Raw genomic sequence first — 25802 nt, 5'->3', positions numbered from 1 at the left:
GAGCAATGCAACTCCACGACGTCTGGTTCGTCGTCATCGCCGTGCTGTGGATCGGCTACTTCTTCCTGGAGGGCTTCGACTTCGGGGTCGGCATCCTCACCAGGCTGCTCGCCCGCGACCGGGCCGAGCGGCGGGTACTGATCAACACCATCGGGCCCGTCTGGGACGGCAACGAGGTGTGGCTGCTCAGCGCGGGCGGCGCGACCTTCGCCGCCTTCCCCGAGTGGTACGCCACCCTCTTCTCCGGCTTCTATCTGCCGCTGCTGGTCATCCTCCTCTGCCTGATCGTGCGCGGGGTCGCCTTCGAGTACCGCGCCAAGCGTCAGGAGGAGTACTGGCAGCGCAACTGGGAGCACGCGATCTTCTGGACCTCGCTGATCACCGCGTTCCTGTGGGGCGTGGTCTTCGCCAACGTCGTGCGCGGGGTGCGGATAGACGCGGACATGGAGTACGTCGGCACCCTGGCCGATCTGTTCAACCCGTACGCCCTGCTGGGCGGGCTGGTCACGCTGACCCTCTTCACCTTCCACGGCGCCGTCTTCACCGCGCTCAAGACCGTCGGCGACATCCGGACGCGGGCCCGGCGGACGGCCACCGGGGTGGGCGCTGCCGCCGCCGTACTCGCCGTGATCTTCCTGCTGTGGACCCAGGCCGACCGGGGCGACGCGGCTTCCCTGGTCGCGCTGCTCGTCGCCGGCGTCGCGCTGGTGGCCGCGCTCGGCACCAACCTCGCGGGCCGCGAGGGCTGGTCGTTCACCTTCTCCGGGCTGGCCATCGTGGCGGCTGTGGCGATGCTCTTCCTGTCCCTCTTCCCCGACGTCATGCCCTCCACGCTGAACGAGGAGTGGAGCCTGACCGTCACCAACGCGGCCTCCACCCCGTACACGCTGAAGATCATGACCTGGTGCGCGGCCGTCGCCACCCCCGTCGTGCTGCTCTACCAGGGCTGGACGTACTGGGTGTTCCGCAAGCGCATCGGCACCCAGCACCTGGCCCCCTCCGGCGGGCACTGAGGGAGGCGGGGTCGTCATGAAGCCCGTCGATCCGCGGCTGCTGCGGTATGCCCGTGCCACACGCGTCTTCCTCGTCGCCTCCGTGGCCCTCGGGCTGGCCGGTGCCGGACTGGTCGTCGCCCAGGCCGTGCTGCTCGCGGACGTGATCGTCGGCGCCTACCGGCACGGCGAGTTCGAGCGCGGCGCGCTGCTGCTGCTCGCGGCCGTCTCCGTGGTCCGGGGGCTGGTCGCCTGGCTGACCGAACTGGCCGCGCACCGCTCCGGTGCCGCGGTCAAGTCCCAGCTGCGCCTCCGGCTGCTGGAGCGGGCCACCGCGCTCGGTCCCGGCTTCCTCACCACGCAGCGCACCGGCGAGCTGACCGCCCTCGCCACCCGGGGCATCGACGCGCTCGACGACTACTTCGCCCGCTACCTGCCCCAGCTCGGCCTCGCCGTCGTCGTTCCTGTCGCCGTGCTGGCCCGTATCGTCACCGCCGACTGGGTCTCGGCGGCCATCATCGTCGTGACCCTGCCGCTGATCCCGGTGTTCATGGCGCTCATCGGCTGGGCGACCCAGTCGCGGATGGACCGCCAGTGGAAGCTGCTCGCCCGGCTGTCCGGCCACTTCCTCGATGTCGTCGCCGGGCTGCCGACGTTGAAGGTGTTCGGCCGCGCCAAGGCCCAGGCCGACAACATCCGCACCATCACCGGCGACTACCGCCGTGCCACCCTGCGCACTCTGCGCCTGGCGTTCTTGTCGTCGTTCGCGCTGGAGCTGCTGGCGACGATTTCGGTGGCCATCGTGGCGGTCAGTATCGGAACCCGGCTGGTGCACGGGGAGCTGGACCTGCACACCGGTCTCCTGGTGCTGATCCTCGCGCCCGAGGCTTATCTGCCGCTGCGGCAGGTGGGCACCCACTACCACGCCGCCGCCGAAGGGCTCGCCGCCGCGGAGTCCGTCTTCGAGGTCCTGGAGCGCCCGGCGCCGGCGCACGGCTCGGCCAGGGTGGACGTACGGGAGGCTCCCCTGACGCTGGAGGGGGTCGCCGTACGGCACGAGGGCCGGGCCGGATACTCACCCCCGCCGACGGACCTGGTTCTGCGCCCCGGCGAAACGGTGGCCCTGACCGGCCCCTCCGGCGGCGGCAAGTCCACGCTGCTCTCCGTGCTGTTGGGCTTCACGCCTCCGACGGAGGGCCGGGTGCTGGTGGGAGGGACCCCGCTCGACGCGGTCGACCTCGCCCCCTGGCACCAGCAGATCGCCTGGGTGCCCCAGCACCCGTATCTCTTCGCGGGGACGATCGCGGAAAACGTGCGCCTGGCCCGGCCCGACGCCGATGAGGGCGCGGTCGCCCGGGCGCTCGCCGATGCCGGGGCGCCGGATCTCGACCCGGCGCTGGAACTGGGGGAGTCCGGCGCCGGTCTCTCCGCGGGTCAACGCCGCCGCGTGGCCCTGGCGAGGGCCTTCCTCGCCGACCGCCCTCTCGTCCTGCTGGACGAGCCGACGGCCGCGTTGGACGGTGCGACGGAGGCGGCTGTCCTGACCGCCGTACGCCGCCTCACCAGGACCAAGACGGTGGTCATGGTGACCCACAGGCCGGCGCTGCTGGGCGCGGCGGACAGGGTGCTGGAGCTGTCCCCCATGTCGGGGGAGCCTGCTGCCGCCGCCTTGGGGCAATCTGCTGGGGGTCCCCCCGGCCGGAGGCTGGGGGAGGGCCAAGGCGGCCCGCAGACGCACACCGACCCGCACCCTCCACCCGCCGATGGCGCCGCCCCCACGCGGAGCCCTCTCACCCGCGTACGGGCCACTGCCGACGGCCTGCGCCGCAAGTTCACCCTCGCTCTCACCCTGGGCGCCCTCGCGCTGGCCGGCGCGGTAGGACTGATGGCCACATCAGGGTGGCTGATCTCGCGGGCCGCCCAACAGCCCCCGATCCTCTACCTCATGGTCGCGGTCACAGCGACCCGCGCGTTCGGCATAGGCAGAGCCGTCTTCCGCTACGCGGAACGCCTCGTCTCGCACGACGCCGCCCTCCGCGTCCTCGCGGCCCTCCGCGTCACCGTCTACCAGCGGCTGGAACGCCTGGCCCCGGCGGGTCTCAGGAACAGGGCTCGCGGCGATCTGCTCACCCGCCTGGTCGCGGATGTGGACGCGCTCCAGGACTACTTCCTGCGCTGGCTGCTCCCGGCGACCGTCGCCGGAACGGTCGGCGTGGCGGCTGTCGCGTTCACCGGCTGGCTCCTCCCCGCCGCGGGAGCGGCCCTCGCCGTGGGTCTGGCGGTGGCGGGCATCGCGGTGCCGGCGCTCACCGCGGCGCTCTCCCGCCGTACGGAGCGCCGACTGGCCCCCGCGCGGGCCCGGTTGGCGGTCCGTACGGTGGACCTGCTCACCGGCACCGCCTCCGGCGAACTCCCGGTCACCGGCGCACTTGCCGCCCGCCGCGCGGAGGCCACCGCGGCGGATACAGCGCTGACCCGGATCGCGGCCCGCTCCGCGTCCCGTACGGCGCTGGCGTCCGGCCTGAGCACCCTGGCCGCCGGACTGACGGTGACGGCGGCGGCATGGGCAGGCGCGCGTGCCGCCACGGACGGTGCGCTCGACGGGCTCCTTCTGGCCACGGTGGTCCTCACGCCGCTCGCCACGTTCGAGGTGGTGACGCCGCTGCCACAGGCGGTCCAGTTCCGGCAGCGGGTGCGGCGCTCGGCGGAGCGGGTGTACGAGGTACTGGACGCACCCGCGCCCGTCGCGGAACCGGAGCACCCCGAACCGTTGCCGGTGGACCCGTTCCCCCTCCGTATCCGCAAACTGACCGTTCGGTATGCCGATGCTGCCCCCGAGGCGCCACCAGCCCTCTCCGGCTTCGATCTCGACCTGACGCCGGGCCGCCGGGTCGCCGTCGTCGGCGCGTCCGGCTCCGGCAAGACGACGCTGGCCAACGCGCTGCTCCGCTTCGTGGACCCGCACGCGGGTTCCTACACCTTCGGCGCGGCCCCGGCCGTCTCCGCGCTCGCCACCAGCACGGACACCGTTCGACGCCACGTCGGCCTGTGCGCCCAGGACGCCCACCTGTTCGACAGCTCGCTGCGGGAGAACCTCCGGCTGGCCCGGCCGTCCGCGACCGAACCCGAACTGCACGCGGCGCTCGCCGCCGCCCGCCTCGACGACTGGGTGGTGACACTCCCACGCGGCCTGGACACCCTCGTCGGCGAGCACGGGGCCCAGCTCTCCGGCGGCCAACGGCAACGCCTCGCGCTGGCCCGCGCCCTGCTCGCGGACTTCCCCGTCCTCGTCCTCGACGAGCCCGCCGAACACCTCGACTTGCCCACCGCAGACGCCCTGACCGCCGACCTGCTGACGGCGACAGAGGGTCGCACCACCGTCCTGATCACCCACCGCCTCCAGGGCCTGGCAGCGGTCGACGAGATCGTCGTCCTGGACCACGGCCGCCCGGTCGAGCGTGGCACCTACGACCAACTGGCCGACGGCGACGGCCCGTTCGCAGCGATGCTGGCACGCGAACGCGAAGCCGCGGGCGCCATCACGCCCCTACCCACCGGCTGAGGCCCGCTCCGCCGCACTGCGCTCGACGCAGAACTCGTTCCCCTCCGGATCGGCGAGCGTCACCCACCCCTTGCCGTCGGGCGCGCGGTGATCAGCGACGACCGTGGCCCCCAACCCCAGAATCCGCTCGACCTCCTCGTCCCGGCTGCGGTCCTGCGGCTGGAGATCGAGGTGCAGCCGGTTCTTGACGCTCTTCGCCTCGGGAACGCTGATGAACAGCATCGCCGATCCCGGAGCCTCCACCAACGCCTCGGGATCCCCCGGCAGGTCGTCGTCGGAGAGGGCCCCGTCCAGCACGGCGGCCCAGAACTGCCCGAGGCGGTAGGCGTCGCGACAGTCAATCGTGATGTGTCGTACGAGAGTTGGCATGCCCGCACTATCGGCCAGGTCGCGTCACCGGGCCACCGCATTTCCGGAAGTCGGAGGAAGCCGCCTCGGAGAAGTCGCCTCAGAGGAAGCTCTCGATGATGGTGGCTACGCCGTCGTCCTCGTTGGAGGCTGTGGTGTGGGTGGTGCACAGGAGGACGTCGGGGTGGGCGTTGGCCATGGCGTAGGAGGTGCCTGCCCAGGTGAGCATGGCCAGATCGTTGGGCATGTCGCCGAAGGCGACGACCTCTTGTGGGGTGATGCCGCGTTCTTCGCAGGCCAGGGCGAGGGTGCTGGCCTTGCTGACGCCGCGTCCCGAGATCTCCAGCAGGGCGCTGGGGCTGGAGCGGGTGAACTCGGCGTGGGCTCCGGCGGCCTTGCGGCCGAGGGCGAGGAAGTCGTCGGGGTCCCCGGACGGGTGGTAGGCGAGGAGCTTGACGATGGGCTCCGCGTAGTGGCCCTCGTGACTGTCTGTGAGCAGCTCTTCGACGGGGGCGAAGGATGCGCCGGGGTCGTGGGGGAAGGACGGGTACTCGGGCTCGTAGTGGATGCCCCCGGTGCGTTCGACGGCGAAGCTGACGCCGGGGGCGGCGGCGCGCAGGGCGTGGACGACGGCGAGCGCGTCCCGCCGCGCGAGCTCCCGTACGCGGATCACCCGGCGGCCCGCGTGCAGATCCACGATGGCCGCGCCGTTGGCGCAGATGGCGAGCCCGTGGCCGTGTACGTGCTCGCTGACGACACCCATCCAGCGGGCGGGGCGGCCGGTGACGAAGAACACCTCGATCCCGGCGGCCTCCGCGGCGGCCAGGGCCGCGATGGTGCGGTCGGAGACCGTCTTGTCGTTCCGCAGCAGCGTGCCGTCCAGGTCGGTGGCGATCAGCCGGGGCGCGGTGCACCTGCCCGGCGACGGCGGGCTCTGCGGGGAGGGGGAGTCGAGGCGTTCTGACGGGCGAGTCGGAGGAGTCACAGGCACCATCTTCCCGCATATGCCTGAACAGGCGTGCGAAGCTCCGCACAGATGAGAGCCCGATGAGAGCACGCCTCAAGGGCAAGGGGGCACGCGAGCGCACAGAGGGGCGCACGGGGCAGGAGTGGGCTCCGGCATATGCGGGGACAGAGGGGGCGGAGCACTCTTATCACCTTCTCACCCACCAAAATCGTCCTCTGACGCACCAAACAGGCACAATCGAAGTGAGTGCTTCATGCGCGCTGTGCTTCCGCGGCTTCCGCGCTTCGGGAAGGCCGCCGCGGGAAGGGCTGTCGCGCTTCGGGAAGGAGCGGCCGTCATGGCTCGTCACTCGCGTTACGTCGCAGACCGTGGGCTGACCACACGGATGGTCACCACCATGTTCCTGATCGGCCTGCTCTACGTCGTGCTCGTCGGCGTCCTGGTGGCGCTGCTGGGCAAAGCCTGGCCCATCGTGCTGGTGATCGCGGGCGCGCTGTTCATCGCCCAGTTCTGGTTCAGCGACAAGATCGCCGCCTTCAGCATGGGCGCCCATGAGGTCACCCCGCAGCAGGCGCCGGAGCTGCACGGCGCCGTCGACCGGCTGTGTGCCCTCGCCGACATGCCCAAACCCCGCGTCGCCATCGCCGACAGTGACGTCCCCAACGCGTTCGCCACGGGCCGTAACCAGCAGAACGCCCTCGTGTGTGCCACCACCGGGCTGATGCGCCGCTTGGAGCGGGAAGAACTCGAAGGGGTGCTGTCGCACGAGCTGTCGCACGTCGCGCACCGTGATGTCGCCGTCATGACGATCGCCTCGTTCCTCGGTGTGCTGGCGGGGATCATGACCCGGGTGGCTCTGTGGGGCGGTATCGGCCGCAGCGCGGGCCGGGACAACAACGGGGTGGGCCTGCTCCTGCTGCTCGTTCCGCTGGTCAGCGCCGTGGTCTACGTGATCAGCTTTCTGCTCACCCGGCTGCTGTCCCGCTACCGCGAACTGTCGGCGGACCGCGCCGGCGCCCTGCTGACCGGGCGTCCCTCCGCCCTCGCCTCGGCCCTCACCAAGATCAGCGGCGATATGGCCCGGATCCCCACCAGGGACCTGCGCAAGGCCGAGCCGTACAACGCGTTCTTCTTCGTTCCCGCCTTCTCCGGCGAGAGCCTCGCCTCGGTGTTCTCCTCGCACCCGACGCTGGAGAAGCGCCTGGACCAGCTCGGGCGGATATCAAGCCAGCTGGGCCACGGCGAGTGACAAGCCCGACGAAGGGAGACGGCCCGTGGGCTTCCTGGACGTGCTCCTCGGCCGCAGCAAGCCCAAGCGGCCCGATCTCGACCAGCTCTTCGCGCTGCCCGCCGCCGCGCTGACCCTCCAGGCCGGGACCGCGTTCGTGCCGACCGGCGTCGGCGCCGTCTGCTTCGCCAGCGTGGAGGGCGGCGCCTTCACCCGGCTCCGGCAGGAGGTACGGGAGTTGCTGGACGCGGACACCGAGCGGGGCGGCATCCCCGTCGAGTTCGACCAGGACTCCTACGGCTATACGTGGCTCACGGCGCGCCAGCCCGCCGACGACATGGCGGCCCTCGTCAACGATCTGCACGCCGTCAACACGCTGCTGGCCGAGGGCGGCTTCGGGCCGCAGCTGCTGTGCTCGCTGGTGTCCTTCCGGCAGGAGGGCTCGGGCGCCTCGCTCGCGCTGATCTACCTCTACAAGCGCGGCACCTTCTACCCCTTCGCCCCGCTCCCCCGCGGCACCGAGAAGCGGGACAACGGGCTGGAGCTCCAGGTCCGCAGCCTGCTGGCGAACGACCTCCCGCTGGAGGCCGACCTCAGCCGCTGGTTCCCCGTCTGGGGTGCCCCGGGGCTGTGAGCTCCTCCGAGCCGTATGGCCTACGGCCTCAGAAAAGCGGCTTCAGATCCGCGTGCACCAGTGAGTGGTCCGACTGGCCCTGCGGGTCGTGGACGCCGACGCCCGGCGGATCGAAGACGCCGCGCCGCAGCAGGATGTAGTCCAGCTTCTTGGCGTTGGACGGTGCGCCGATCGTCCCCTGGCAGCGGGCGTCCGGCTTGGCACCGCAGTGCGGGTCGGCTTCTGCGAAGTGCTGCCATATCGGGGCCAGCTCGCTCGAACTGGGCAGGGTGTTGAAGTCGCCGAGCACGACCGCGCGGCTGTGCGGCCGGGCTGCGGCCTCCAGTTCACGCACCTGTTGGGCGCGCACCTCGGTCTGCTGGTCGTCCGCCGTCTTCTGCGCGAGGTGTGTGGTGAAGACCCGTACGTCCTTGCCGTGGATGGGCACGGTGACGGCCATGTAACCGCGCGGTTCCGAACCGCCGTTGCTGTAGCGCACGTTGACCGGGTCCTTGGCGGGTGCGGCCGTCAGCATGGCCTGGCCGTATGCGCCGCCCTTGAAGACGCCGCCGCACTGGCCGCGCTTGCGGTTGATGGTGCCGTAAGTGACGTGGTAGTCGAGCTTGTGGATCTCCCGCAGGGCCTTCGCGATCCTGTCGACCTTCGTCTTGCAGGCTTCCTGGAAGCCGATGATGCCGGGCCGGTACCGGGCGATCTGCCGCGCCTGTTCGTGGGCACTGTGGTGGCCGGGCCCGTGCAGGTTCCAGGTGACGACGCGGTTCCCGTACGCCGCGGCGTTCGGCGAGGCGGCGCCGTTCGCTTCGTCGGCAGCCGTGTTGCGCAACTGGCCGCCGTCCTTGTTGTGCTTGGCGGCGGTCTTGGCCTCCTCGTTCCGGGCCTCCCCGTTTTCGTCACCGGTTTGGCCAGTGACGGCGACGCCCACACCCCCGACGGCGAGTGCCGCCGCGACGGCGGTGGCGGACAGGAGGGTACGGCGCCGGCGCGTACGCGTACGTGTTCCAGTGCTCCGTTCCATGGTGAATCCCCCGTTGGTTTCGCTCCCGCAACTGCGGGCCTGTACAGGACAGTAGGGGCGGGCGGGGCGCGGGCGCGTCAGTCGTCGACCCGAGATCGGGGTGGACCGTCGCGGCAGTACGGGGCAGGGGGTCAACCGCCGCAGTACCCCCTCCTGATGAGGGGCGGATTCCGCTCTGGCAGGATCAGGCGCCTATAACTGGTCCGTCCGCGCGGGCGATCCGCCCTGCCGGGCGACGGGGCTATTCAACGGGGAAAGTGAGGAAGACATGCGTACGTGGACTCGTGCTGTTCCTGCGGTGGTGGGAGCGCTGGCGCTGACAATGGCAGTGACCGGCTGCGACATAGGCGGCGGGAAGAAGAGCCGCGGCTCCGGCTCGCACTCGTCCGACTCCGACTCCGACTCCGGCTCCGACTCGTCGGGCGGCAAGAAGACCTTCGCCCTGGGTGAGGCCAGCCCGGTGCAGAAGAGCGACCAGACGAGCTCGAAGGGCGCCAAGTACACGGTCACCCCCACCAAGGTGCAGACTGGTACGAAGGCGGACATGGACAACTCCGGCCTCAAGAAGGACAAGAAGGACGGCCCGCAGATCCCCGTGTACGTCTGGTCGACCGTCACCCACAAGGGCGGCAAGACCATGGAGCTCGGCGACATGGACGACGACCTGGTCGTCAAGACGGACCAGGGCAAGCGCACCAAGGCCCTCATCGTGATCATGGGCGAGGCCAAGTGGCCCAACTGCCCTGCCACCGATATCAGCAAGAAGGTGCAGGCGGGCGCCTCGGAGAAGATCTGCTCCGCGTTCCTCGTCCCCGAGGGCCAGAAGGCCACCGCGGTCGAACTGAGCCAGGGCTTCTACAAGGACCCGCTGGAGTGGCCGGTCAAGAACTGATCGCCTTCCACAGCTGACAAGTGCGCGCACCCACCACAGGGTGCGCGCACTTGCTGTTTGTCGTCCCTCCGCTGTGGGCGAATTCGGGTGAGTGTTCGGGGTGGGGGTGCTTGGCTGGGGCGATGGAGACTTTGGTGCTGGGGGGAACGGCATGGGTGGGCCGGGAAGTGGCACGGCAGGCGGTCGGGCGCGGGCATCGGGTGACGTGCCTGGCGCGGGGTGAAAGCGGGGACGTGGCGGAGGGCGCGCGGCTGGTCGTCGCCGACCGGCGCGACGCGGCGGCGTACGAACCGCTGCTCGACCGCGAATGGGACATGGTCGTCGAAGTGTCATGGCAGCCGGGGTTCGTGCGCGGTGCGCTCGGCGCGCTGGGCGAGCGGGCCGGGCACTGGTCCTATGTCTCTTCCATCAACGCCTACGCGTCCCAGGGCACGCCCGGCGCCGACGAGTCCGCGCCCGTTCTCGTCCCGACCGACCGGAGCGAGGTGGACCGGTCGCTGTACGGCGAGGCCAAGGTCGCCTGCGAGCAGGCGTCGGCGGCTGCCGTCGGCGACCGCCTCCTGAACGCCCGCTGCGGCCTCATAGGCGGCCCCGGCGACGGAAGCGACCGCTCCGGCTACTGGGTGGCCCGCGCAGCCCGCGACCCCCAGGGGCCGATGCTCGTACCCGACACCCCTGACCTGCCGACCCAGGTCGTCGACGTACGGGATCTCGCCGCCTGGCTGCTCGACGCCGCGGTGAAGGGAGTCACCGGTACGTACAACGCCGTCGGTCCCATCGTTCCGTTCGCGGAGTGGATCGAGCTGTGCCGGACCGTCGGCGGGCACACCGGCCCGGTGGTCGCCGCCGGTTCGGGGTGGCTGCGCGAGGAGGAAGGCGTGGTCGAGTTCATGGGGCCCGAGTCGCTGCCGATGTGGCTGGTCAAGCCGGGATGGGAGGGGTGGTCAGCGCGCAGCGGTGCCGCCGCCCGCGCTGCGGGACTCCGCCATCGGTCGCGGGAGGAGCTGTTGGCCGACACCCTGCGCTGGGAACGCGAGCAGGGCCTCGACCGGCCGCGTCGGGCCGGACTCAGTGCCCGGCGCGAGCGCGAACTGATCGCTGCGCTCGGCTGACGCCGGTCAGCCGGCCGCGGCTCGCCGCCGCTTAGCATGAGGCGCATGGCGAAGACGGCGACGATCTACCACAACACCCGCTGCGGTACGTCCAGGACGGTCCTGGCCCTCCTGGAGGACGCGGACTACGAGATCGAGATCGTGGAATACCTGAAGACCCCGCCGGACGCGGCCACCCTGCGGCAGCTGATCACCGACGCGGGGGTGGGCGTACGGGACGCCGTACGCACCAAGGAGGCCGCGTACAAGGAACTCGGCCTCGACCGGCCCGAGGTGACCGACGACGAGCTGATCACGGCCATGACCGAGCACCCCGTGCTGATCCAGCGGCCCTTCGTGGTGACGGAGAAGGGCACCCGACTGGCCCGCCCCTCGGAGGTCGCCGCCGAGGTGTTGTGACCCGCCGGGCGGACGGGCCGCGAGTACCTGTACGCATGAATGCGGCCGACCACTCCTGACATCTGACTGGCGACCACTCCTGACATCTGACAGGTGTGACGGCCGCGCAGGGTAACGGAAGATGTCCGAACCGTTGTCGGCAATCCACAACCTGGGGATGATGCTCTGCGTTGTGATTCGATGCTGATGCGTAGAGCAGGCTCGACTTCGAGCGACTGGAGTGATTCTTGAACGGAACTCCGGACATCTTCGCCGTCCCCCTGGATGACGAGGCGTATCTGGTGTACGCGCCGCTGCACGGTGTCGCCTTCGCCGCGACGAAGGGGCTGGCGGCAGCGCTTCCCGGCGTCCTGGCCGGTGAGGGTGGGGAAGAGAGCGTGGTCACGTTCGCGCGCGAGGCCGGGCTGCTGAGAACTCCGCGCTCACCCGTCACACGCCGTCAGGGCGATCCCTCGCCGACCGAGGTCACGCTGTTCCTGACGACGGCATGCAATCTGCGCTGCACCTACTGCTACGCCTCGGCGGGCGACGCTCCGGCCACGTACATGTCGATGGAAGTCGCCAAGCAGGGCATCGACTTCGTCATCGACAACGCCAGGCGCCAGAAGGCGCCCTATGTCGGGGTCAACTACCACGGTGGCGGGGAGCCGAGCGTCCACTGGAACCTCATGACCGAGTCGCTCGCGTACGCCCACGACCGGGCAGACGGCCTCGACGTGATCGCGGCGTCCGCGGGGAACGGCGTGTTCACCGACAGGCAGATCGACTGGATGATCGCCAACCTCAACGGTGGCGTGAGCCTGTCGTTCGACGGTCTGCCCGAGGCGCACGACAAGCACCGGCCGACCGTACGGGGCACGGGGTCGAGCTCTCGCGTCATGCACACGATGCGACGCTTCACGGAGGCGGACTATCCCTACGCGGTGCGGCTGACCGTCACCGCCGAGCAGATACCGCTGCTGCCGGACTCCATCGAGTTCGTACTGTCCAACTTCACGCCGAAGCGCGTACAGGTGGAACCCGCCTACCAACTCGGCCGGCACGAGGGGAAGCCCGACGCCGAGACAGAGGACTTCATCGCCGCCTACCGCGAAGCCCAGGCCCGCGCCGCGCGGTTCGGCCATGAACTGATCTACAGCGCGGCACGGGTCGGCACTCTCACCAACCACTTCTGCGGTATCACGCAGGACAACTTCTGCCTCACTCCCTCGGGAAACGTCTCGGCCTGCTTCGAAGCGTTCTCCGAGGACAACGAGTTCGCGGATGTCTTCTTCTACGGCACGTCGGGGCCGGACGGCTACACGTTCGACATGGACGCGCTCGGCCGGCTGCGCGAGCTGGGCGTCGAACAGCGCTCCTTCTGCGACGGATGCTTCGCCAAGTGGAACTGTGCGGGCGACTGTTATCACAAGTCCCTGTCGGCGAACGGACGCGGCGAGTTCGTCGGTTCGCAGCGCTGCCACATCACCAGGGAGCTGGTGAAGGACCAGCTCCTCACCCGCATCGCAGGATCGGGTGGCCTCCTCTGGCGTGACGGCCACGACGGCGAGCCCTGCACTCTTCACGGAGGCCGAAGTGAATGACGTGATGCTGCCCTGGCCGGAGCCGAGGCGCCCAGGCAAGGACGGAAAGGACCGAAAGGACGGAAAGGATCGAACGGCGGAGAACAAGACTGCTCCGCACTACGAGATCCAGCGGGTGAACGCCGACGACTCCACCGGCCCTGTCGAGGTGCTGCCCATCACCCGGCCGCCTTGGGCGGCGAAGTCCGGGCGGCGCGGCTTCCTCGGCGCGGGCGTCGCCTCATCGGTCGCGGCGGCACTGCTGCTCAGCGGGTGCAGTGACGACAGCGACTCGGGGTCCCCGTCGTCGCCGACACCGAGCGACTCGGAGTCCTCCTACTCCCCTACTCCCAGCGAGTCGGACTATTCGAGCCCGCCGACCCCGACCTACCCGGACGACACCGACACGCCGTCCTACACCCCCACTCCGACGGAGAGCCCGACCTACGGCACCGGCGGCACGACGACCGGGGGCACGACCTACGGCGGTACGACGAGCGGGAGTACGGGGAGCGGGGGCACAATCTGCACCTGCAACAAGGTCTGCACCTGCATCCCCGTCTGCCAGGCCCACGAACTGCTCAACCCCGACCCGGTCGTCCGGCGCATGGCCGAGACCGTTCTGGTCGCCATGGGTCTGTGTGAACTCCCTTACCTGCGCTGGGCGGCGAGCGAGGCATCCGCTCCGCTCCGTACGCGCATCGAAGAGCTCACCGCGCAGCTGCGCGACGGCCGCCGCCTCGGCCCTTCCGATCTGGCCGACCCCGGCTGCGAGCCCTATCTCACCTCCGCCAACCCGGTCATCGCCCTGATGGCAGCCCAAGTCCTCACCCTCCGCGCCCTGTTGCACGGGACGCGCCTGACCGGCACCCCGGCCGCCCACGCGGCCCGCGCCCTGACCGCCGGACACGCCCTTCACCTGCGGCGCGCCCCTGCGTGGAGTTCATCCGGCGACGGCGGATCCCGGGGCGAACTTGTCCGAGCGGGATAACGAGCGGGATGAGGGGCACGAGCAGCGGGGCCACAGCTGGTCGGCCCGGCTGCGCACACTGCGGCCATGGGTGATCGGGCTGTCCGGGCCCGCCGCGTTCATGACGTTCATCGCGGTGTGGATCGGCAGGAACGCCTGGAGGCTGGTGACGGGCGAGTCGGCCACCGTGCGCATGGTGAGTCGGTGCGTCGAAGGCGGTGGCCTGTCACTGCCGGGCTCCCACTGCGACGGATCGTGGGTGTTCGCGGACGGCCGCACCGGCGTCGGCGAAATCACCGGCGAGACGGTGTCCGTGGGCGACACGGTCTTCGCGGGCGACGGATGGGCGTACTCGTCGACCGCTCCGCTGCACCGGCTGGTGTGGATTCCGAGCGGTATCTTCTGCGCGCTCGGCGTGGTCGTGTTGGTGATGTGGGTGAACTACCGCAGGGAGCAGCACGCAGAGGGAGGTCTGCTCAGCGGGGCGCGGTGGTCGCGGTGGTCGCGGTGGTGGCCGTTGCGACGCGGGTGACGGCCTCGGTCAACGTGTCCGGCGCACAGGCGAAGTTGAGGCGGGCGAAGCCGCGGCCCTCGGCGCCGTATCCGAGCCCTGAGGTCACGGCGACGCGGGCGGCCCCCAGCAGGTGCGCGGCGGGGTCGTCGCGCCAGCCCTCGCCGCGCAGGCGGCGGAAGTCGAGCCAGGCCAGGAAGCCCGCCCGCGGAGGGCGGTAGCCGATGTCCGGTACATGGCGGGCCAGCAACTCGCCCAGCAGCCGCCGGTTGCGGTCGAGCGCCGTGACGATCTCGGCCAGCCACGCGTCACCGTGCTCGTACGCGGCGACGGTGGCGAGCACGCCCAGGTGCCCGGTACGGAAGAGGGCGTGCGGCGAGAAGCGGTCGACGTACCGCTTGGGCGCCGGGTCGGCGGTGACGACGGTGGCCGCCTTGAGCCCGGCCAGGTTCCAGCCCTTGCTGGCGGAGTGGAACGCGAAGCCCCGGCGGCGGGCCGCCTCCGACACGGAGAGGAAGGGGACGAAGGCGGCCCCCGGGAGGGTGAGCGGGGCGTGGATCTCGTCGGAGAGGACGTGGACGCCGTACCGGTCGGCGAGTTCGGCGAGCACCGTCAGCTCCTGACGGGTGTGCACCAGGCCGAGCGGGTTGTGCGGGTTGCACAGCAGGTACGCGACGGTGCCGGGGGCTGCGAAAGCCTCCTCCAGCGCGTCCAGGTCGAGCCGCCGTTCGCCGTCGGGCCGGGTGGCGAGGGGGACTTCCACCGGTTGCGCCCCGACCTCGCGTATCCACCAGCCGAACGGCTCGTACACCGGAGGGCTCAGCACCACGCCGTCGCCGGGGGAGACGAGCCGGCGCAGCGTCTCCACGATGCCGATGCCCACATCCGTGACCGTACGGACGTGGTCCGGGTCGATTGTCCAGCCCCAGGCGCGGTGGGCGTAGCCGCGGAGTGCGTGGGCGAGCTCGCGGGTGGGGGCCGCGTATCCGGTGTCGGAGCGGTCGATCGCCGCGTGGAGGGCCCGGGCCACTGGTTCGGCCAGCACGAAGTCCATCTCCGCGACGGGGAGCGGAAGCACGTCCGCCGGGTGGCTTCGCCACTTGGCGCTGCGGCGGTGACGGAGGGCGGCGAGAGGGGGTACGAGGTGGTCCTGCGCTGTCATAGTGCGATGGTGCGGCGCCGCGCCGCCGTACCGCTTCCGATAAATTGCCAAGTGATGCCGGAAACCCGCCACTCGCCCCGCGCCGTGACGCGGACGCTTGTCCTCTCTGCCGGGGAGGAGATCGATGCGCACTGGCACGACGAGCACCAGATCGTCTACGCCGGGCGCGGAGTCGTCTCCGTCACCACACAGGCGGGGACCTGGGTCGCCCCCGCAACGCGTGCACTGTGGATCCCGGCCGGGACGCCCCACCAGCACCGGGCCTACGGCGCCACCGACCTCCACCTGGTGGGGCTGCCGGTCAAGGACAACCCACTCCGGCTCGACCGGCCCGCCGTACTCGGCGTCAGCCCACTGCTGCGCGAACTGCTCCTCGCCTGCACCGGGGACTTCCGGGGCACCGGCGCAGAACTCCGCCGGCTGCGCGCCGTACTGCTCGACCAGCTCCGGCACTGCGACCAGCAGCCCGTCCACGTACCGACCGCGAAGGACCCCCGGCTGGCGGCGGTGTGCGGGCAGCTGCACGAGGACCCGGCCGACGGCCGTACCCTCGCCGAACTCGGCGCCGCCGTCGGCGCCGGCGAGCGCACCCTGACCCGGCTCTACCGCGCCGAGTTCGGGATGAGCTTCCCGCAATGGCGCACCCAGCTCCGCCTCCACCACGCCCTTCGGCTGCTGGCCGAGGGCACGCCCGTCACGGCGGTGGCCCACCGCTGCGGGTGGGCGTCCAGCAGCGCGTTCATCGACGTGTTCCGCCGCGCGTTCGGCCATACGCCGGGAGCGGCCGAACGGGGCAGCGGGCGGGCGCTGCGCACCGGGGGCCGCACTCTAGGGTGACCGGCATGGACCCTGATGCCATAGCGGAGGAGCAGGCGCGGGTGGCGGCGTTCCGGGCGCGCATAGGCGCCCCCGCCCTCATCGACGTCCACACCCACTTCATGCCCGAGCGGCTGCTGGCGAAAGTGTGGGCGTACTTCGACGCGGCCGGGCCGCTGGTCGGGAGGGAGTGGCCGGTCACCTACCGCGCCGACGAGCAGCGACGGCTGGCGGTGCTGCGCGGCTTCGGCGTACGCGCGTTCACCGCGATGCTCTACCCGCACAAGCCGGGCATGGCCCGCTCCCTCAACGACTGGGCGGCCGACTTCGCAGCCCGTACGCCGGACTGCCTGCACACCGCCACCTTCCACGCCGAGCCGGGCGCGGCCGACGATGTGCGCCGCGCACTCGACCAGGGCGCCCGCGTCTTCAAGTGCCACCTCCAAGTCGGCGGTTTCGATCCGCGCGACCCGCTGCTGGACGAGGTGTGGGGCCTGCTCGCCGAAGCGCGGGTGCCGGTGGTCACGCACTGCGGATCCGGCCCGGTACCCGGCCCGTTCACCGGGCCCGGCCCGATCGGTGCCGTACTGGAGCGGCATCCGAAGCTGCGGCTGGTCGTCGCCCATCTGGGCATGCCGGAGTACGCCGACTTCCTCGCGCTGGCCGAACGCCATACGGAGGTCATGCTCGACACGACGATGGCCTTCACCCACTTCGTCGAGGAAGCCGCCTCCTACCCCCGCGAAGCGCTGCCCCGGCTGGCAGCCCTCGGCGACCGCGTACTGCTGGGCACCGACTTTCCCAACATCCCCTACACATACGCCGATGCCCTGGAGGCGCTGGAGACGCGGACCGGGCTGGGGGAGCCATGGCTGCGCGCCGTCTGCCACGACAACGCGGCCCGCATCTTCGGCCTCGGCGTGGGGCGTTAGCGCTCGGGCCTCCGGTGTGGGGGGAACCCGGTGTGCGGGGCGCGCGTCCGAGAGGAAACCTCGTTCCAACAGGGCCCCGTCCCGCGGGACCACGTCCCACCGGAACGGGGGCATTCGCCGTATCCGGGAAGGCACCATGGCACGCGTATCGAGGGGTTTCCGGGCCGTCGCCGGGACGGTGGCCGCTGTGCCGGCCGCTGTGCTGGCGGCCGTGGTCGTCGGCGTTTCCGTGAATGGCCCCGCAGGCGGCGCGCACAGCGGCCGGGACGGATCCGAGCCGAGCGAATCCTCCACGACCCACCGCCCGTCCGGCCCCGACAAGGCGGGCGATGGCGCCTCGGCCGACCGGAAACCCGGCACCGCGTCGTCGTACTGGACGGACGAACGCAGGCGCGAGGCGTCACCGGCCCAGATGCCCGAGCCCCGGGAGTGACACGCGGGGTAAGCCCGGGAGTGACGCGCGGAGTAGCGCCGGGAGCGACGGTGGGAGCCGCGCTGCTGGTCACGCGGCGGAGTGGGGCATCGCGTACGTAACGCCCTGCCGCTCGCGGGCGTGGACCGACGGCGCTCAGTTTTCCGCGACGTCGGGATGGATGTTCTCTCCGCCCAAGGAGTTCAGCCAGGGGGAGAGGCCGTAGGCCACGGGGACGATCTCCTTGTAGGACAGCTCGTCGTCCAGCGTCACCACCAGTCGGCAGAACGGCGGATACCACGTCCTCTTCAGATGGGCGCGCCTGTCGAAGACGGCCTCCAGGAAGGCCGGTGTCGCCTCGCGCGGCAGATCGTGGAACGTCACCCCGTCGAGCGTGATGTGCGCGTCTCCCTCCTCGAAGAGCTGGACCGTGATCTGCGGAGTGAACGGTGCCCCGTCCGGGCCCTCGGTCGCGGGGATCTCCAGCAGCGCCTCGTGGGGGAGCGAACCGTCCTCGTCGGTGACGGCGAACGCCCCGGCAGCCGTACGCCGCGACGACTCGTCGGCACCGATCGCATGCTCCACCGCCACCGGCAGCCCGCGGCGCTCGGCCAGCGCGCTGAGCACGGAGACGGCCGACTCGGTGCTGCGGATCCGCGGCAGCCGGTGCGGATGACGGATGTGGTCCATACCACCGAGGATGCCCGGTTCCGGGCCCGACTGCCGAACGGGGCCGGGGGCCGGGAGCTCGCGGTGCGGGCCGTCACCCGTTCATCGTTCGCCGCGCTGCACGGGCGACGCCTTCGGCCCACGCTGGACCGAGGGTCGGCCGGCGGACAGAAAGGCACCTTCATGGTGGAATCGCGGACTGCGGACGTTGCCGAGGTTGCCGATGTCGTCGTGGTCGGTAACGGCGTCATGGGACTGTCGGTCGCCCTGGAGATCGCCCGGCAGAGCCCGGATTCGCGGGTGAGCGTCGTCGGACCTCCGCAGCGGCCGATGTCGGCGACGTACGCGGCCGGGGCGATGCTCAACTGCTTCGGTGAGGTCACCCGCTACACCTCGCGGCATCCGGCGACCCGGGCCCGCTTCGCACTGGCCCGCGAGGCGTTGGACGCCTGGCCCGGCTGGATCGAGATGCTCGCGGAACTGGCCGGCCCTCCCGCGGGCCCGGCCCTGCGCGCCTCGCATCTCCCCGGCACCTTCGTCCTGCTCAGCGGCCGGTCAGGAGCAGTGGCGGCCGACAACTTCGAGGCCATGCGGGCCGCCGCGGAGCAGCATGGTGAACCGCACGAGCTGGTCGATGCCCGGGATGTGGAGGGCCTGGCGCCCCGCAGCGACGCCCGACCGCTGCGGGTGTTGCATCTGCGCCGGGAAGGCTCGGTGGACGCCCGCGCCGTCCTCGCTGCACTGGAAGCGGCGACGGCCCGGCTGGGCGTTCGGCACGTCGCGGGGAGCGTGCGGTCGCTGCTGACGGGGGGTGGGGTTGCGGGTGGTGTGGGCGGCGCGGGGGTGAGCGGTGCGGGTGGCGTACGGGGTGGGGGTGGTGTGAGCGGCGTACGTGGTGGGGGTGGGGAGGGTACGGGCGGCGTACGTGGTGGGGGTGGCACGGGTGGGGCGAGCGCGGGTGGTGCGGGCGGCGTTCGCGGTGTGGGTGGGGCGGGTAGTGCGGGGGGCGTACGTGGTGTGGGTGGGGCGAGCGGCGTACGCGGTGTGTGCGGCGTACAGCTCGACGACGGCAGCACGCTGGCGGCCGACACCGTGGTGCTCGCGGCGGGCGCGGCCAGCACCGCCTTGGCCGAGCCGGTGCTGCCGCCGGGCGCCGTACCGCCCATGCTGTCGGGCACCGGGGCCTCCCTGCTGGTGACCCGCACGGCGGCGAGCGGTCCGGGGGCCCGTCATGTGCTGCGGACCCCCAACCGCGCCGCCACCTGCGGGCTGCACGTCGTACCGATGACGGAGCCCGGCGATCAGTACATCGGTGCCACCAACCTGATCACGACCCAGCCCGTCACCGGCGCGGAGCTCGGCTCCACGCACGCCCTGATGCGGCAGGTCTGCGAGCAGGTCGACCACGACCTCGCCTTCGCCCGCGTCCAGCGCTGGATGGCCGGGGCCCGGCCCATCCCGGTGGACTGTTTCCCGCTGCTCGGCCGCTGCTCGGTGCCGGGTCTGGTCTTCGCCACGGGTACGTACCGCGACGGTTTCCACTGTTCGCCGGCGCTGGCCCCGCGGCTGGCCTCGATGGTGCTCGGCGCCTCGGACGGCGACCCGCACCTGGCCGCCTTCGTCCCCGAGCGGCTGCCCATCGCGCTGATGTCCCCGCACGATGCCGTCACGGACACGGTCACCCATGCTCTGGACACCATGGGGGAGCAGGGCGTGCAACTGCCGTTCTGGGTCGACAGCACGCCGCTGGACGAATGGGTACGCCTCCGTACCGAACGGCTGTACGAGGAGCTGGGTGCCTCCGTCACCCTCGCACCGGAGATCATCTATCCCCAGTTCCTCGCCCCCAAGTCCACCGACGACCCCGACCCGGTGGACCGCCTGCGCACCTACCTCCGCGCCGCGCACGCCCACCACGGCGCCCCCTCCCCGGACCTCGCCGACCCTTCCGACGCCGCACCGTCCACGGACAGCCTGGTTCGTTGAGGGCTGTTGATCTGTGCGGGTGTGCGGGTGTGCGGGTGTGCGGGTGTGGCGGTGTGCGGGTGTGCCGGTGTATTGGATGCGCTGTGCCTGTGTATTGGGCGCGGTGTGGCGGGTGTGCGGGTGTGAGGGTGTGCCGTGTATTGGATGCGCCGTGGCCGTGCAGTGGGCGCGCCGTGGCGGTGCGGGGCGGGGTGATGCGGTGCGGGGGCCGGGCCCGGTGACCGTGCGCTTAAGCTCGGGGTATGCGTCTGAGTACCGTGATCCTCCCCGTCCGCCGCTGGTCCGAGGGCGGACGGGAGATGTGGCGACGGGCCGAGGAGCTGGGCTTCCACGCCGCGTACACCTATGACCACCTTTCCTGGCGGGTACCGTTCCGCGACGGCCCCTGGTTCGGTGCCGTACCGACCCTCACCGCCGCCGCTGCCGCCACCTCCCGGCTGCGGCTCGGCACCATGGTCACCTCGCCGAACTTCCGGCACCCCGTACCGCTCGCCAAGGAACTGATCACTCTCGACGACATCAGCGACGGCCGCGTCACCCTGGGTATCGGCGCGGGCGGATCCGGATTCGATGCGACGGCCCTGGGCCGGCACCCGTGGACCCGCCGGGAGCGCGCCGACCGCTTCGCCGAGTTCGTCCCGCTGCTCGACCGGCTGCTCACCGAGGACGAGGTGACGGTCGAGGGCACCTATTACGCCGCCCACGAGGCGCGCGGTCTCCCTGGCTGTGTGCAGCGCCCCCGGCTGCCGTTCACCGTCGCCGCGACCGGCCCGCGCGGGCTGCGGCTGGCCGCCCGCCACGGGCAGTCATGGCTGACGACGGGCGACCGGGCAGCCAACGAGACCGGCACTCCTGCCGACTCGCTGGCCGCCCTCGCCCGTCAGACCGAGGCCCTGGAAAAGGCGTGCGCCGACACCGGCCGCGCCCCGCACACCCTCGGCCGCACCCTGCTGACCGGCTTCACCCCGGACCGCCCCCTGGAGTCGCTCGACGCCTTCGTGGACTTCGCCGGTCGCCTCGCCACCCTCGGCTTCGACGAACTCGTCCTCCACTGGCCCCTCCCCGGCACCCGCTTCGAAGCAGACACATCAGTCTTCGAGCGCGTGGCCACGGAGGCACCCGCCCAACTGGGCTGACCCGGCCTAGCCGTAACGCTCGATCCGGAACCGGACCTCGGCCGCCGGCACATTGCGGGTATGGCCGACCGACCAGGCCCCGCCATGGGCACCGGTGCTGCTGGTGCTGGTTCCCGTGCGGGTGTTGGTGCCGGTGCCGGTGCCGGTGCCCGTGCTGGTGCCCGTGCCGGGAATGCTTGCGACGTCCCGCACGTACGCATCGACGCCGTCGGCCGCGCCTCGCTCCCCGGCCCACTCCGTACCGGTCCGACGGAGATAGTGCGCGGAGCTGTCGTCCCAGAAGTCCCATCCGCCGACCAGCCCGGGCCCGCCACCCACGCCACCCGTTCCCGTACCGCCCCCGGTGATGGCGTTCAGCGAGCCGATCTTGAACGGCAGCGTGTCACCGGTGACGTGTGTCCACTCCGTACCGTCGAAGTGGGCCAGCACCACGGACGGCGGCTTGCCCGGCGGTCCGCCGACCCCGAACGCCGCGCCCACCGCCCACAGATCGTCCGGCGCTGTGGGCAGCAGATCATTGACGCCGAGCCGAATACCGGTGAGCGGCGGCAGCACCGTCCAGGAGCCGCGCGACGCTGCGCCCTCGTCCCAGCGCGCGAGATCCCAGCCGACCGTGTGCACGCTTCCGGAGGGCGAGACCCGCACCCGCCACGGGGCGTCCGGCGAGGTCGCTCCCGGAATGGGCGGCGTCCACGTCCACTTGCTGCCGTCGAAGCGCAGCAACTTCGGCTGTCCCTCGTGCCGGCCCGTAACCCACGCCCTGCCGTCGCCGTCGGCAGCCACCCAGGTCAGTACGGTGGCCGGATCGCCGTCGCCCGGATACCGCACCTGCCGCCAGGTGCTCCCGTCCCAGCGCAGCAGGCGATCGGCGCCGTCCCTGTCCTCACCCACCGCCCAGGCCGCGCCCGGCGATATTCCGCTCACCGCACGCAGAGAGCCGTTGAGCCCCAGGTGCCCCACGTCCGTGTGCGACCACGCCGTGCCATCCCACCGGAGCGCCAACGGACTGCCGCCCGTGCCCTGTTCCGGTACTCCCTGCTCGCCCACCGCCCAGGCCAGGTCCGCGCTCGCGGCGGAGACCGACAGCAACCGGGACGCCGGGGCAGCAGCGGGCACGGGCATCAGCCGCCAGCCCGTCTGCGCGGCTGCTGCCCTGGTGACCGCCTGCGCGGAGGTCCCCGCGGCCGGGCGGACGGGCCTGGATGCCGCCGCAGCCGTACTGCCGGATTGCGCGGCAAGTCCCGCTAAGCCCGTGACAGCGGCACCCGCCAGAAAGACGCGTCTTCGCATGATCTGCTCCCCTCTACGGCACTTCGACCCCCCACACGCTGGCCCGCCCTCCCGCAACTGACAAGACAGGAACCCGAACGATTACGTGCTACCGGCCCCGGCTCGCGTCGGCCCCACGCCGCGTCACCCCCGTTCCGCTGTCATACGGTCCATCACGCGGGCCCGTACCTCCCGTTCTGCCGCTGCTGCGATGAAGTCCGGCACGTGGGCTTCGCCGACCAACTCGCTTACTGCCGCCACCGTTTCGGCAGGCAACCGGACTGGTTCGGTCCGGCCCGTGCCGCCCGGAGCGGCGGCGGCCGGGGCGGCGGCCGCCGAGCGCAGGTGGTCGCGGAGGTTGCGGGCCGCGAACTTCTGCATGGCCCTGGCCAGTTCGGCCTCGACGGTCTGCTGCGCCAGCGGGCGGAGCCTGCGCACCAGGTCTGCTGCCTCGGAGGCGTCCACATCTGAGAGATGGGCACCCAGATAGCGGACGAAGACGTGTTCGTTGGTGAAGTCCAGGAAGCGGGCGGCTATGTGCTCCACTTGGCCCCGCAGCTCATGCAGTTGCTCGGTGATGGCCAGCAGCGGTACCCCCGCCCTATGCAGCTCCGCCGCCACCGACAGCTCCTGCGGGCTGGGCACCCGGAACTCGTCCTCCCGGCCTGGCAGCGGCTCCAGCACGCCCAGAGCCACCGCCTCGGAGACCGCCGCCTCGTCGTGTTCGCCGCCGAACAGCTCGTCCAGCTCGGCCCGCGAGATACGGCCCGACTCCTCGTCCGTCCACGGCCCGTCCACCTCCGCGACCAGGCCCAGCACCCCGCCCAGGCCGCGGCCCTCGTCCCATGCCTGGAGCAGCTCCTTTATCGACGCCAGCGTGTAGCCGCGCTCCAGCAGATCGGCGATCTGCCGCAGCCGCGCCAGATGCGAGCCGTCGTACACGTTGGCCCGCCCCCGCCGTTCCGGTTTCGGCAGCAGGCCCTTGTCCTGGTACGCCCGGATGGTGCGCACCGTTGCACCGCTGCGGTGCGCGAGATCTTCGATGCGGTACTCCGGCGCGGACGCCGACGCCGACGCCGACGCCGACGCCGACGCCGACGCCGACGCCGGGCCCGGGCTCGTGGAGCTGGGGGACGGAGGCATGGGTGCGGTCTCCTCTGATACAGCTGACACGGGTGACACAGCGGGTGACACAGCGGGTGACACAACGGATGACGCCGCTGGCACGGCGCCGCCCGGCGAGGGTCTCCCGCCGCCGGTCACCTCGGCCTGGGACGGGTGGCTGAAGGTCTACATGGGTGGCCGGACACGGGCGATGCCGCGCAGGGCCCGCGGGGCGAAGCGGGACATCAGCCGTGCCCCCCGGGCTTCGGGCGTCACCGGCACCACGGCCTGGTTCCGGACGACGGCCCGCAGGATGGCCTCCGCAACCTTCTCGGGCGGGTAGTTCCGTATCCCGTACAGCCGGGATGTCCGGCGCCTGAGGCGCTCCTGCTCCGCCTCTTCCACCCCGGCGAACCGCGCGGTGCCGGTGATGTTGGTGTTGACGAAGCCGGGGCAGACCGCCGTCACGCCGATGCCCTGGCCCGCCAACTCTGCGCGCAGGCACTCGCTGAGCATCAGCACAGCGGCCTTGGAGGTGCTGTACGCGGGCAGGGCCCGGGAGGGCTGATACGCGGCGGCCGAAGCGGTGTTGACGATGTGCCCGCCCTGGCCGCGCTCGGCCATCTGCCGTCCGAAGAGGCGGCAGCCGTGGATGACCCCCCACAGGTTGACGTCCAGCGTGCGCCGCCACTCCTCGGTGCTGGTGTCCAGGAAAGGGCCCGCCATGCCGATGCCCGCGTTGTTGACCAGCACGTCGACCGTGCCGTACTCGGCGGCCACTTTCTCGGCCAGCTTCTCCATCGCCTGCTCGTCCGCGACGTCGACCGTCTCCGCCCACGCCTGTGGTGCGCCCACCAGCCGGGCCATGTCCGCGGTGCGGGCGGCGCTCTCCGCGTCCCGGTCGACGACGACCACCCGGGCTCCGGCCTCGGCGAACGAGAAGGCTGTCGCTCTGCCGATGCCGCTGCCCGCGCCGGTCACCAGCACCAGTTGACCTGCGAAGCGGTCCGCGTATCTGCCGGTGGCCGCGGGCTCCAGGGCCGGCATCCCCGGCTCCCTCCCGGTGACGAACTCGGTGATCCAGGCGGCCAGTTGGTCGGGCCTGGTGCGCGGCACCCAGTGCTTGGCCGGGAGGGTGCGGCGGGTGAGCCGGGGTGCCCACAACTCCAGCTCGTCGTAGAGGTGCTCGCTCAGGAAGGCGTCCCCGGTCGGCGTGATGAGCTGGACCGGCACATGGGCGTAGCAGTCGGTGCGGGGACGGCGCAGCCGGGCGCGGACGTTGTCCCGGTAGAGCCAGGCGCCGTGCGCCGCGTCGTCGGGCAGGGACGCGGTCGGATAGCCGCCGCCGGGCACCTTCTCGGTCAGCTCCAGGAGGCGGGGCCAGCGCTTGCCCAGCGGTCCCCGCCACGCCAGCTCGGGCAACACCGGGGTATGCAGCGCGTACACATACCAGGACTTGGCTCCCTGGCCGAGGAGTTGGGCTGCACGGCGCGGGGTCGGCCGGGACATCCGTTTCTTGATCCAGTGGCCGAAGTGGTCCAGCGAGGGTCCGGAGATCGAGGTGAAGGAGGCGATCCTGCCTTCTGTGCGGCGAACCGTCGCGAACTCCCAGCCCTGCACCGAGCCCCAGTCATGCCCCACCAAGTGGACCGGCTCATGGGGGCTGACCGCCTCGGCGACCGCCAGGAAGTCGTCGGTGAGCTTCTCCAGGGTGAAACCGCCGCGCAGCGGCTTGGGCGCCGTCGACCTGCCGCAGCCCCGTACGTCGTACAGCACCACATGGAAGCGGTCCTTGAGGCGGTGCGCCACCTCGGCCCAGACCTCCTTGCTGTCCGGATAGCCGTGCAGCAGTACGACCGTCGGCCGCGTGGCGTCGCCCAGCTCGGCGACACACAGCTCGATCCCCCCAGTGGCGATCCGGCGCTCCCGTGCGCCCTCCAGCAAACCGCGCTCCGCCGAGTGCCCGCCCGGCGTGGCGCCGTCCGTCTTTCCGCTCAGTCGGGTAGCCGGAGCGGGTTGCCCCGCTCCGGCCCCCTCAGAACCGGACGTGCCACTCGTCGCGGCATCCGGCTCAAGCGGGTCCCCAGAGCCTCGTTTTGTGGTCATGTTTGCTTGGTCCTTTTC

At 71.4% G+C, this 25802-nt stretch carries 23 protein-coding genes; 15 read left to right on the top strand and 8 right to left on the bottom strand.

Annotated elements, in window-relative coordinates; translation table 11 throughout:
• The first annotated feature begins 5 nt into the window (after positions 1 to 5).
• Together cydB and cydD are read left to right on the top strand one after the other, a co-directional pair.
• Positions 6 to 1013 carry a cytochrome d ubiquinol oxidase subunit II gene (gene cydB / locus ACTWQF_RS32055; RefSeq protein WP_443283248.1) on the top strand — a complete coding sequence of 336 codons (1008 nt, stop codon included), beginning with the start codon at positions 6 to 8 and terminating at the stop codon, positions 1011 to 1013.
• A 16-nt stretch (positions 1014 to 1029) separates the two neighbouring features.
• Positions 1030 to 4554: a thiol reductant ABC exporter subunit CydD gene (gene cydD, locus ACTWQF_RS32050; RefSeq protein ID WP_443283247.1), complete on the top strand. Its 3525-nt coding sequence runs from the start codon at positions 1030 to 1032 to the stop codon at positions 4552 to 4554.
• Here the strand turns inward: cydD and ACTWQF_RS32045 are convergent.
• Together ACTWQF_RS32045 and ACTWQF_RS32040 are read right to left on the bottom strand one after the other, a co-directional pair.
• Complete coding sequence (locus ACTWQF_RS32045; RefSeq protein ID WP_443283246.1) at positions 4540 to 4923, bottom strand: VOC family protein; 384 nt, start codon at positions 4921 to 4923, stop codon at positions 4540 to 4542. The genes cydD and ACTWQF_RS32045 overlap by 15 nt on opposite strands.
• Positions 4924 to 5002: 79 nt before the next feature.
• Positions 5003 to 5887, bottom strand: a complete 885-nt coding sequence (locus ACTWQF_RS32040) for a Cof-type HAD-IIB family hydrolase (RefSeq protein WP_443283245.1) — start codon at positions 5885 to 5887, stop codon at positions 5003 to 5005.
• Positions 5888 to 6206: 319 nt separating this feature from the next.
• Between ACTWQF_RS32040 and htpX the strand changes: the two genes are divergently transcribed.
• Both htpX and pspAB read left to right on the top strand, forming a co-directional pair.
• Positions 6207 to 7118: a zinc metalloprotease HtpX gene (gene htpX, locus ACTWQF_RS32035; RefSeq protein ID WP_443283244.1), complete on the top strand. Its 912-nt coding sequence runs from the start codon at positions 6207 to 6209 to the stop codon at positions 7116 to 7118.
• Between the two features lie 25 nt (positions 7119 to 7143).
• On the top strand, positions 7144 to 7731 hold the full coding sequence (pspAB, locus tag ACTWQF_RS32030) for a PspA-associated protein PspAB (protein ID WP_443283243.1): 588 nt from the start codon (positions 7144 to 7146) through the stop codon (positions 7729 to 7731).
• A 28-nt stretch (positions 7732 to 7759) separates the two neighbouring features.
• Here pspAB and ACTWQF_RS32025 read toward each other — a convergent pair whose 3' ends face one another.
• Positions 7760 to 8746 carry an endonuclease/exonuclease/phosphatase family protein gene (locus ACTWQF_RS32025; protein ID WP_443283242.1) on the bottom strand — a complete coding sequence of 329 codons (987 nt, stop codon included), beginning with the start codon at positions 8744 to 8746 and terminating at the stop codon, positions 7760 to 7762.
• A gap of 268 nt (positions 8747 to 9014) precedes the next feature.
• Here ACTWQF_RS32025 and ACTWQF_RS32020 point away from each other — a divergent pair, with 268 nt between their 5' ends.
• From ACTWQF_RS32020 to ACTWQF_RS31995, 6 genes are all read left to right on the top strand, one after another.
• Positions 9015 to 9638, top strand: a complete 624-nt coding sequence (locus tag ACTWQF_RS32020) for a hypothetical protein (RefSeq protein WP_443283241.1) — start codon at positions 9015 to 9017, stop codon at positions 9636 to 9638.
• 122 nt (positions 9639 to 9760) lie between these two features.
• Positions 9761 to 10750, top strand: a complete 990-nt coding sequence (locus tag ACTWQF_RS32015) for an oxidoreductase (protein WP_443283240.1) — start codon at positions 9761 to 9763, stop codon at positions 10748 to 10750.
• Positions 10751 to 10795: 45 nt separating this feature from the next.
• A complete protein-coding gene (arsC, locus tag ACTWQF_RS32010) occupies positions 10796 to 11149 on the top strand; it encodes an arsenate reductase (glutaredoxin) (protein WP_443283239.1) in 354 nt (117 codons plus the stop codon).
• Between the two features lie 227 nt (positions 11150 to 11376).
• A complete protein-coding gene (locus tag ACTWQF_RS32005) occupies positions 11377 to 12732 on the top strand; it encodes a radical SAM protein (RefSeq protein ID WP_443283238.1) in 1356 nt (451 codons plus the stop codon).
• A complete protein-coding gene (locus tag ACTWQF_RS32000) occupies positions 12725 to 13702 on the top strand; it encodes a hypothetical protein (protein ID WP_443283237.1) in 978 nt (325 codons plus the stop codon). The genes ACTWQF_RS32005 and ACTWQF_RS32000 overlap by 8 nt, the downstream gene beginning before the upstream one ends.
• Entirely contained in the window at positions 13686 to 14213 is a 528-nt protein-coding gene (locus ACTWQF_RS31995; RefSeq protein WP_443283236.1) for a hypothetical protein, read from the top strand. Before ACTWQF_RS32000 ends, ACTWQF_RS31995 begins: the two co-directional genes overlap by 17 nt.
• Here ACTWQF_RS31995 and ACTWQF_RS31990 read toward each other — a convergent pair.
• Entirely contained in the window at positions 14158 to 15354 is a 1197-nt protein-coding gene (locus ACTWQF_RS31990; protein WP_443283235.1) for a MalY/PatB family protein, read from the bottom strand. The two genes, ACTWQF_RS31995 and ACTWQF_RS31990, sit on opposite strands and share 56 nt — an antisense overlap.
• A gap of 54 nt (positions 15355 to 15408) precedes the next feature.
• Between ACTWQF_RS31990 and ACTWQF_RS31985 the strand changes: the two genes are divergently transcribed.
• The 3 genes from ACTWQF_RS31985 to ACTWQF_RS31975 all read left to right on the top strand — a co-directional run bounded on the left by ACTWQF_RS31985 (position 15409) and on the right by ACTWQF_RS31975 (position 17535).
• Positions 15409 to 16191 carry an AraC family transcriptional regulator gene (locus ACTWQF_RS31985; protein WP_443283234.1) on the top strand — a complete coding sequence of 261 codons (783 nt, stop codon included), beginning with the start codon at positions 15409 to 15411 and terminating at the stop codon, positions 16189 to 16191.
• A 5-nt stretch (positions 16192 to 16196) separates the two neighbouring features.
• The gene (locus tag ACTWQF_RS31980) at positions 16197 to 17102 is read left to right on the top strand and encodes an amidohydrolase family protein (protein ID WP_443283233.1); all 906 of its coding nucleotides are present in this window, start codon (positions 16197 to 16199) and stop codon (positions 17100 to 17102) included.
• 136 nt (positions 17103 to 17238) lie between these two features.
• The gene (locus ACTWQF_RS31975; protein ID WP_443283232.1) at positions 17239 to 17535 is read left to right on the top strand and encodes a hypothetical protein; all 297 of its coding nucleotides are present in this window, start codon (positions 17239 to 17241) and stop codon (positions 17533 to 17535) included.
• A 135-nt stretch (positions 17536 to 17670) separates the two neighbouring features.
• Here the strand turns inward: ACTWQF_RS31975 and ACTWQF_RS31970 are convergent, their stop codons facing one another.
• A complete protein-coding gene (locus tag ACTWQF_RS31970; protein ID WP_443283231.1) occupies positions 17671 to 18204 on the bottom strand; it encodes a hypothetical protein in 534 nt (177 codons plus the stop codon).
• Between the two features lie 162 nt (positions 18205 to 18366).
• Between ACTWQF_RS31970 and ACTWQF_RS31965 the strand changes: the two genes are divergently transcribed.
• Both ACTWQF_RS31965 and ACTWQF_RS31960 read left to right on the top strand, forming a co-directional pair.
• Entirely contained in the window at positions 18367 to 20169 is a 1803-nt protein-coding gene (locus ACTWQF_RS31965; RefSeq protein WP_443283230.1) for an FAD-dependent oxidoreductase, read from the top strand.
• Positions 20170 to 20411: 242 nt separating this feature from the next.
• The gene (locus ACTWQF_RS31960; protein WP_443283229.1) at positions 20412 to 21305 is read left to right on the top strand and encodes an LLM class flavin-dependent oxidoreductase; all 894 of its coding nucleotides are present in this window, start codon (positions 20412 to 20414) and stop codon (positions 21303 to 21305) included.
• Positions 21306 to 21311: 6 nt separating this feature from the next.
• On the opposite strand, the gene ACTWQF_RS31955 is transcribed toward ACTWQF_RS31960, so the two are convergent.
• The 3 genes from ACTWQF_RS31955 to ACTWQF_RS31945 all read right to left on the bottom strand — a co-directional run bounded on the left by ACTWQF_RS31955 (position 21312) and on the right by ACTWQF_RS31945 (position 25622).
• Positions 21312 to 22595, bottom strand: coding sequence for a hypothetical protein (locus ACTWQF_RS31955; RefSeq protein ID WP_443283228.1), 1284 nt, complete (start codon positions 22593 to 22595; stop codon positions 21312 to 21314).
• A gap of 123 nt (positions 22596 to 22718) precedes the next feature.
• Positions 22719 to 23717, bottom strand: coding sequence for a MerR family transcriptional regulator (locus tag ACTWQF_RS31950; RefSeq protein WP_443283227.1), 999 nt, complete (start codon positions 23715 to 23717; stop codon positions 22719 to 22721).
• A 147-nt stretch (positions 23718 to 23864) separates the two neighbouring features.
• Positions 23865 to 25622, bottom strand: coding sequence for an SDR family oxidoreductase (locus ACTWQF_RS31945; protein WP_443283226.1), 1758 nt, complete (start codon positions 25620 to 25622; stop codon positions 23865 to 23867).
• Between the last annotated feature and the right edge of the window lie 180 nt (positions 25623 to 25802).

It is taken from the genome of Streptomyces sp. 8N114 (genome assembly GCF_052245835.1).
Taxonomy (GTDB): domain Bacteria; phylum Actinomycetota; class Actinomycetes; order Streptomycetales; family Streptomycetaceae; genus Streptomyces.
This window is presented reverse-complemented; position numbering and strand designations above follow the sequence as displayed.

What these genes read in the sequence shown, in the direction of transcription:
- ACTWQF_RS31980 (WP_443283233.1), top strand. Translation starts at nt 16,197, where the DNA reads ATGGACCCTGATGCCATAGCGGAGGAGCAGGCGCGGGTGGCGGCGTTC.
- ACTWQF_RS31985 (WP_443283234.1), top strand. Translation starts at nt 15,409, where the DNA reads ATGCCGGAAACCCGCCACTCGCCCCGCGCCGTGACGCGGACGCTTGTC.
- ACTWQF_RS31965 (WP_443283230.1), top strand. Translation starts at nt 18,367, where the DNA reads ATGGTGGAATCGCGGACTGCGGACGTTGCCGAGGTTGCCGATGTCGTC.
- ACTWQF_RS31990 (WP_443283235.1), bottom strand. Translation starts at nt 15,354, where the DNA reads ATGACAGCGCAGGACCACCTCGTACCCCCTCTCGCCGCCCTCCGTCAC.
- ACTWQF_RS32020 (WP_443283241.1), top strand. Translation starts at nt 9,015, where the DNA reads ATGCGTACGTGGACTCGTGCTGTTCCTGCGGTGGTGGGAGCGCTGGCG.
- ACTWQF_RS31955 (WP_443283228.1), bottom strand. Translation starts at nt 22,595, where the DNA reads ATGCGAAGACGCGTCTTTCTGGCGGGTGCCGCTGTCACGGGCTTAGCG.
- ACTWQF_RS31960 (WP_443283229.1), top strand. Translation starts at nt 20,412, where the DNA reads ATGCGTCTGAGTACCGTGATCCTCCCCGTCCGCCGCTGGTCCGAGGGC.
- ACTWQF_RS31975 (WP_443283232.1), top strand. Translation starts at nt 17,239, where the DNA reads ATGGCACGCGTATCGAGGGGTTTCCGGGCCGTCGCCGGGACGGTGGCC.
- ACTWQF_RS32015 (WP_443283240.1), top strand. Translation starts at nt 9,761, where the DNA reads ATGGAGACTTTGGTGCTGGGGGGAACGGCATGGGTGGGCCGGGAAGTG.
- cydB (WP_443283248.1), top strand. Translation starts at nt 6, where the DNA reads ATGCAACTCCACGACGTCTGGTTCGTCGTCATCGCCGTGCTGTGGATC.
- ACTWQF_RS31970 (WP_443283231.1), bottom strand. Translation starts at nt 18,204, where the DNA reads ATGGACCACATCCGTCATCCGCACCGGCTGCCGCGGATCCGCAGCACC.
- ACTWQF_RS31950 (WP_443283227.1), bottom strand. Translation starts at nt 23,717, where the DNA reads ATGCCTCCGTCCCCCAGCTCCACGAGCCCGGGCCCGGCGTCGGCGTCG.
- cydD (WP_443283247.1), top strand. Translation starts at nt 1,030, where the DNA reads ATGAAGCCCGTCGATCCGCGGCTGCTGCGGTATGCCCGTGCCACACGC.
- ACTWQF_RS32025 (WP_443283242.1), bottom strand. Translation starts at nt 8,746, where the DNA reads ATGGAACGGAGCACTGGAACACGTACGCGTACGCGCCGGCGCCGTACC.
- htpX (WP_443283244.1), top strand. Translation starts at nt 6,207, where the DNA reads ATGGCTCGTCACTCGCGTTACGTCGCAGACCGTGGGCTGACCACACGG.
- ACTWQF_RS32045 (WP_443283246.1), bottom strand. Translation starts at nt 4,923, where the DNA reads ATGCCAACTCTCGTACGACACATCACGATTGACTGTCGCGACGCCTAC.
- arsC (WP_443283239.1), top strand. Translation starts at nt 10,796, where the DNA reads ATGGCGAAGACGGCGACGATCTACCACAACACCCGCTGCGGTACGTCC.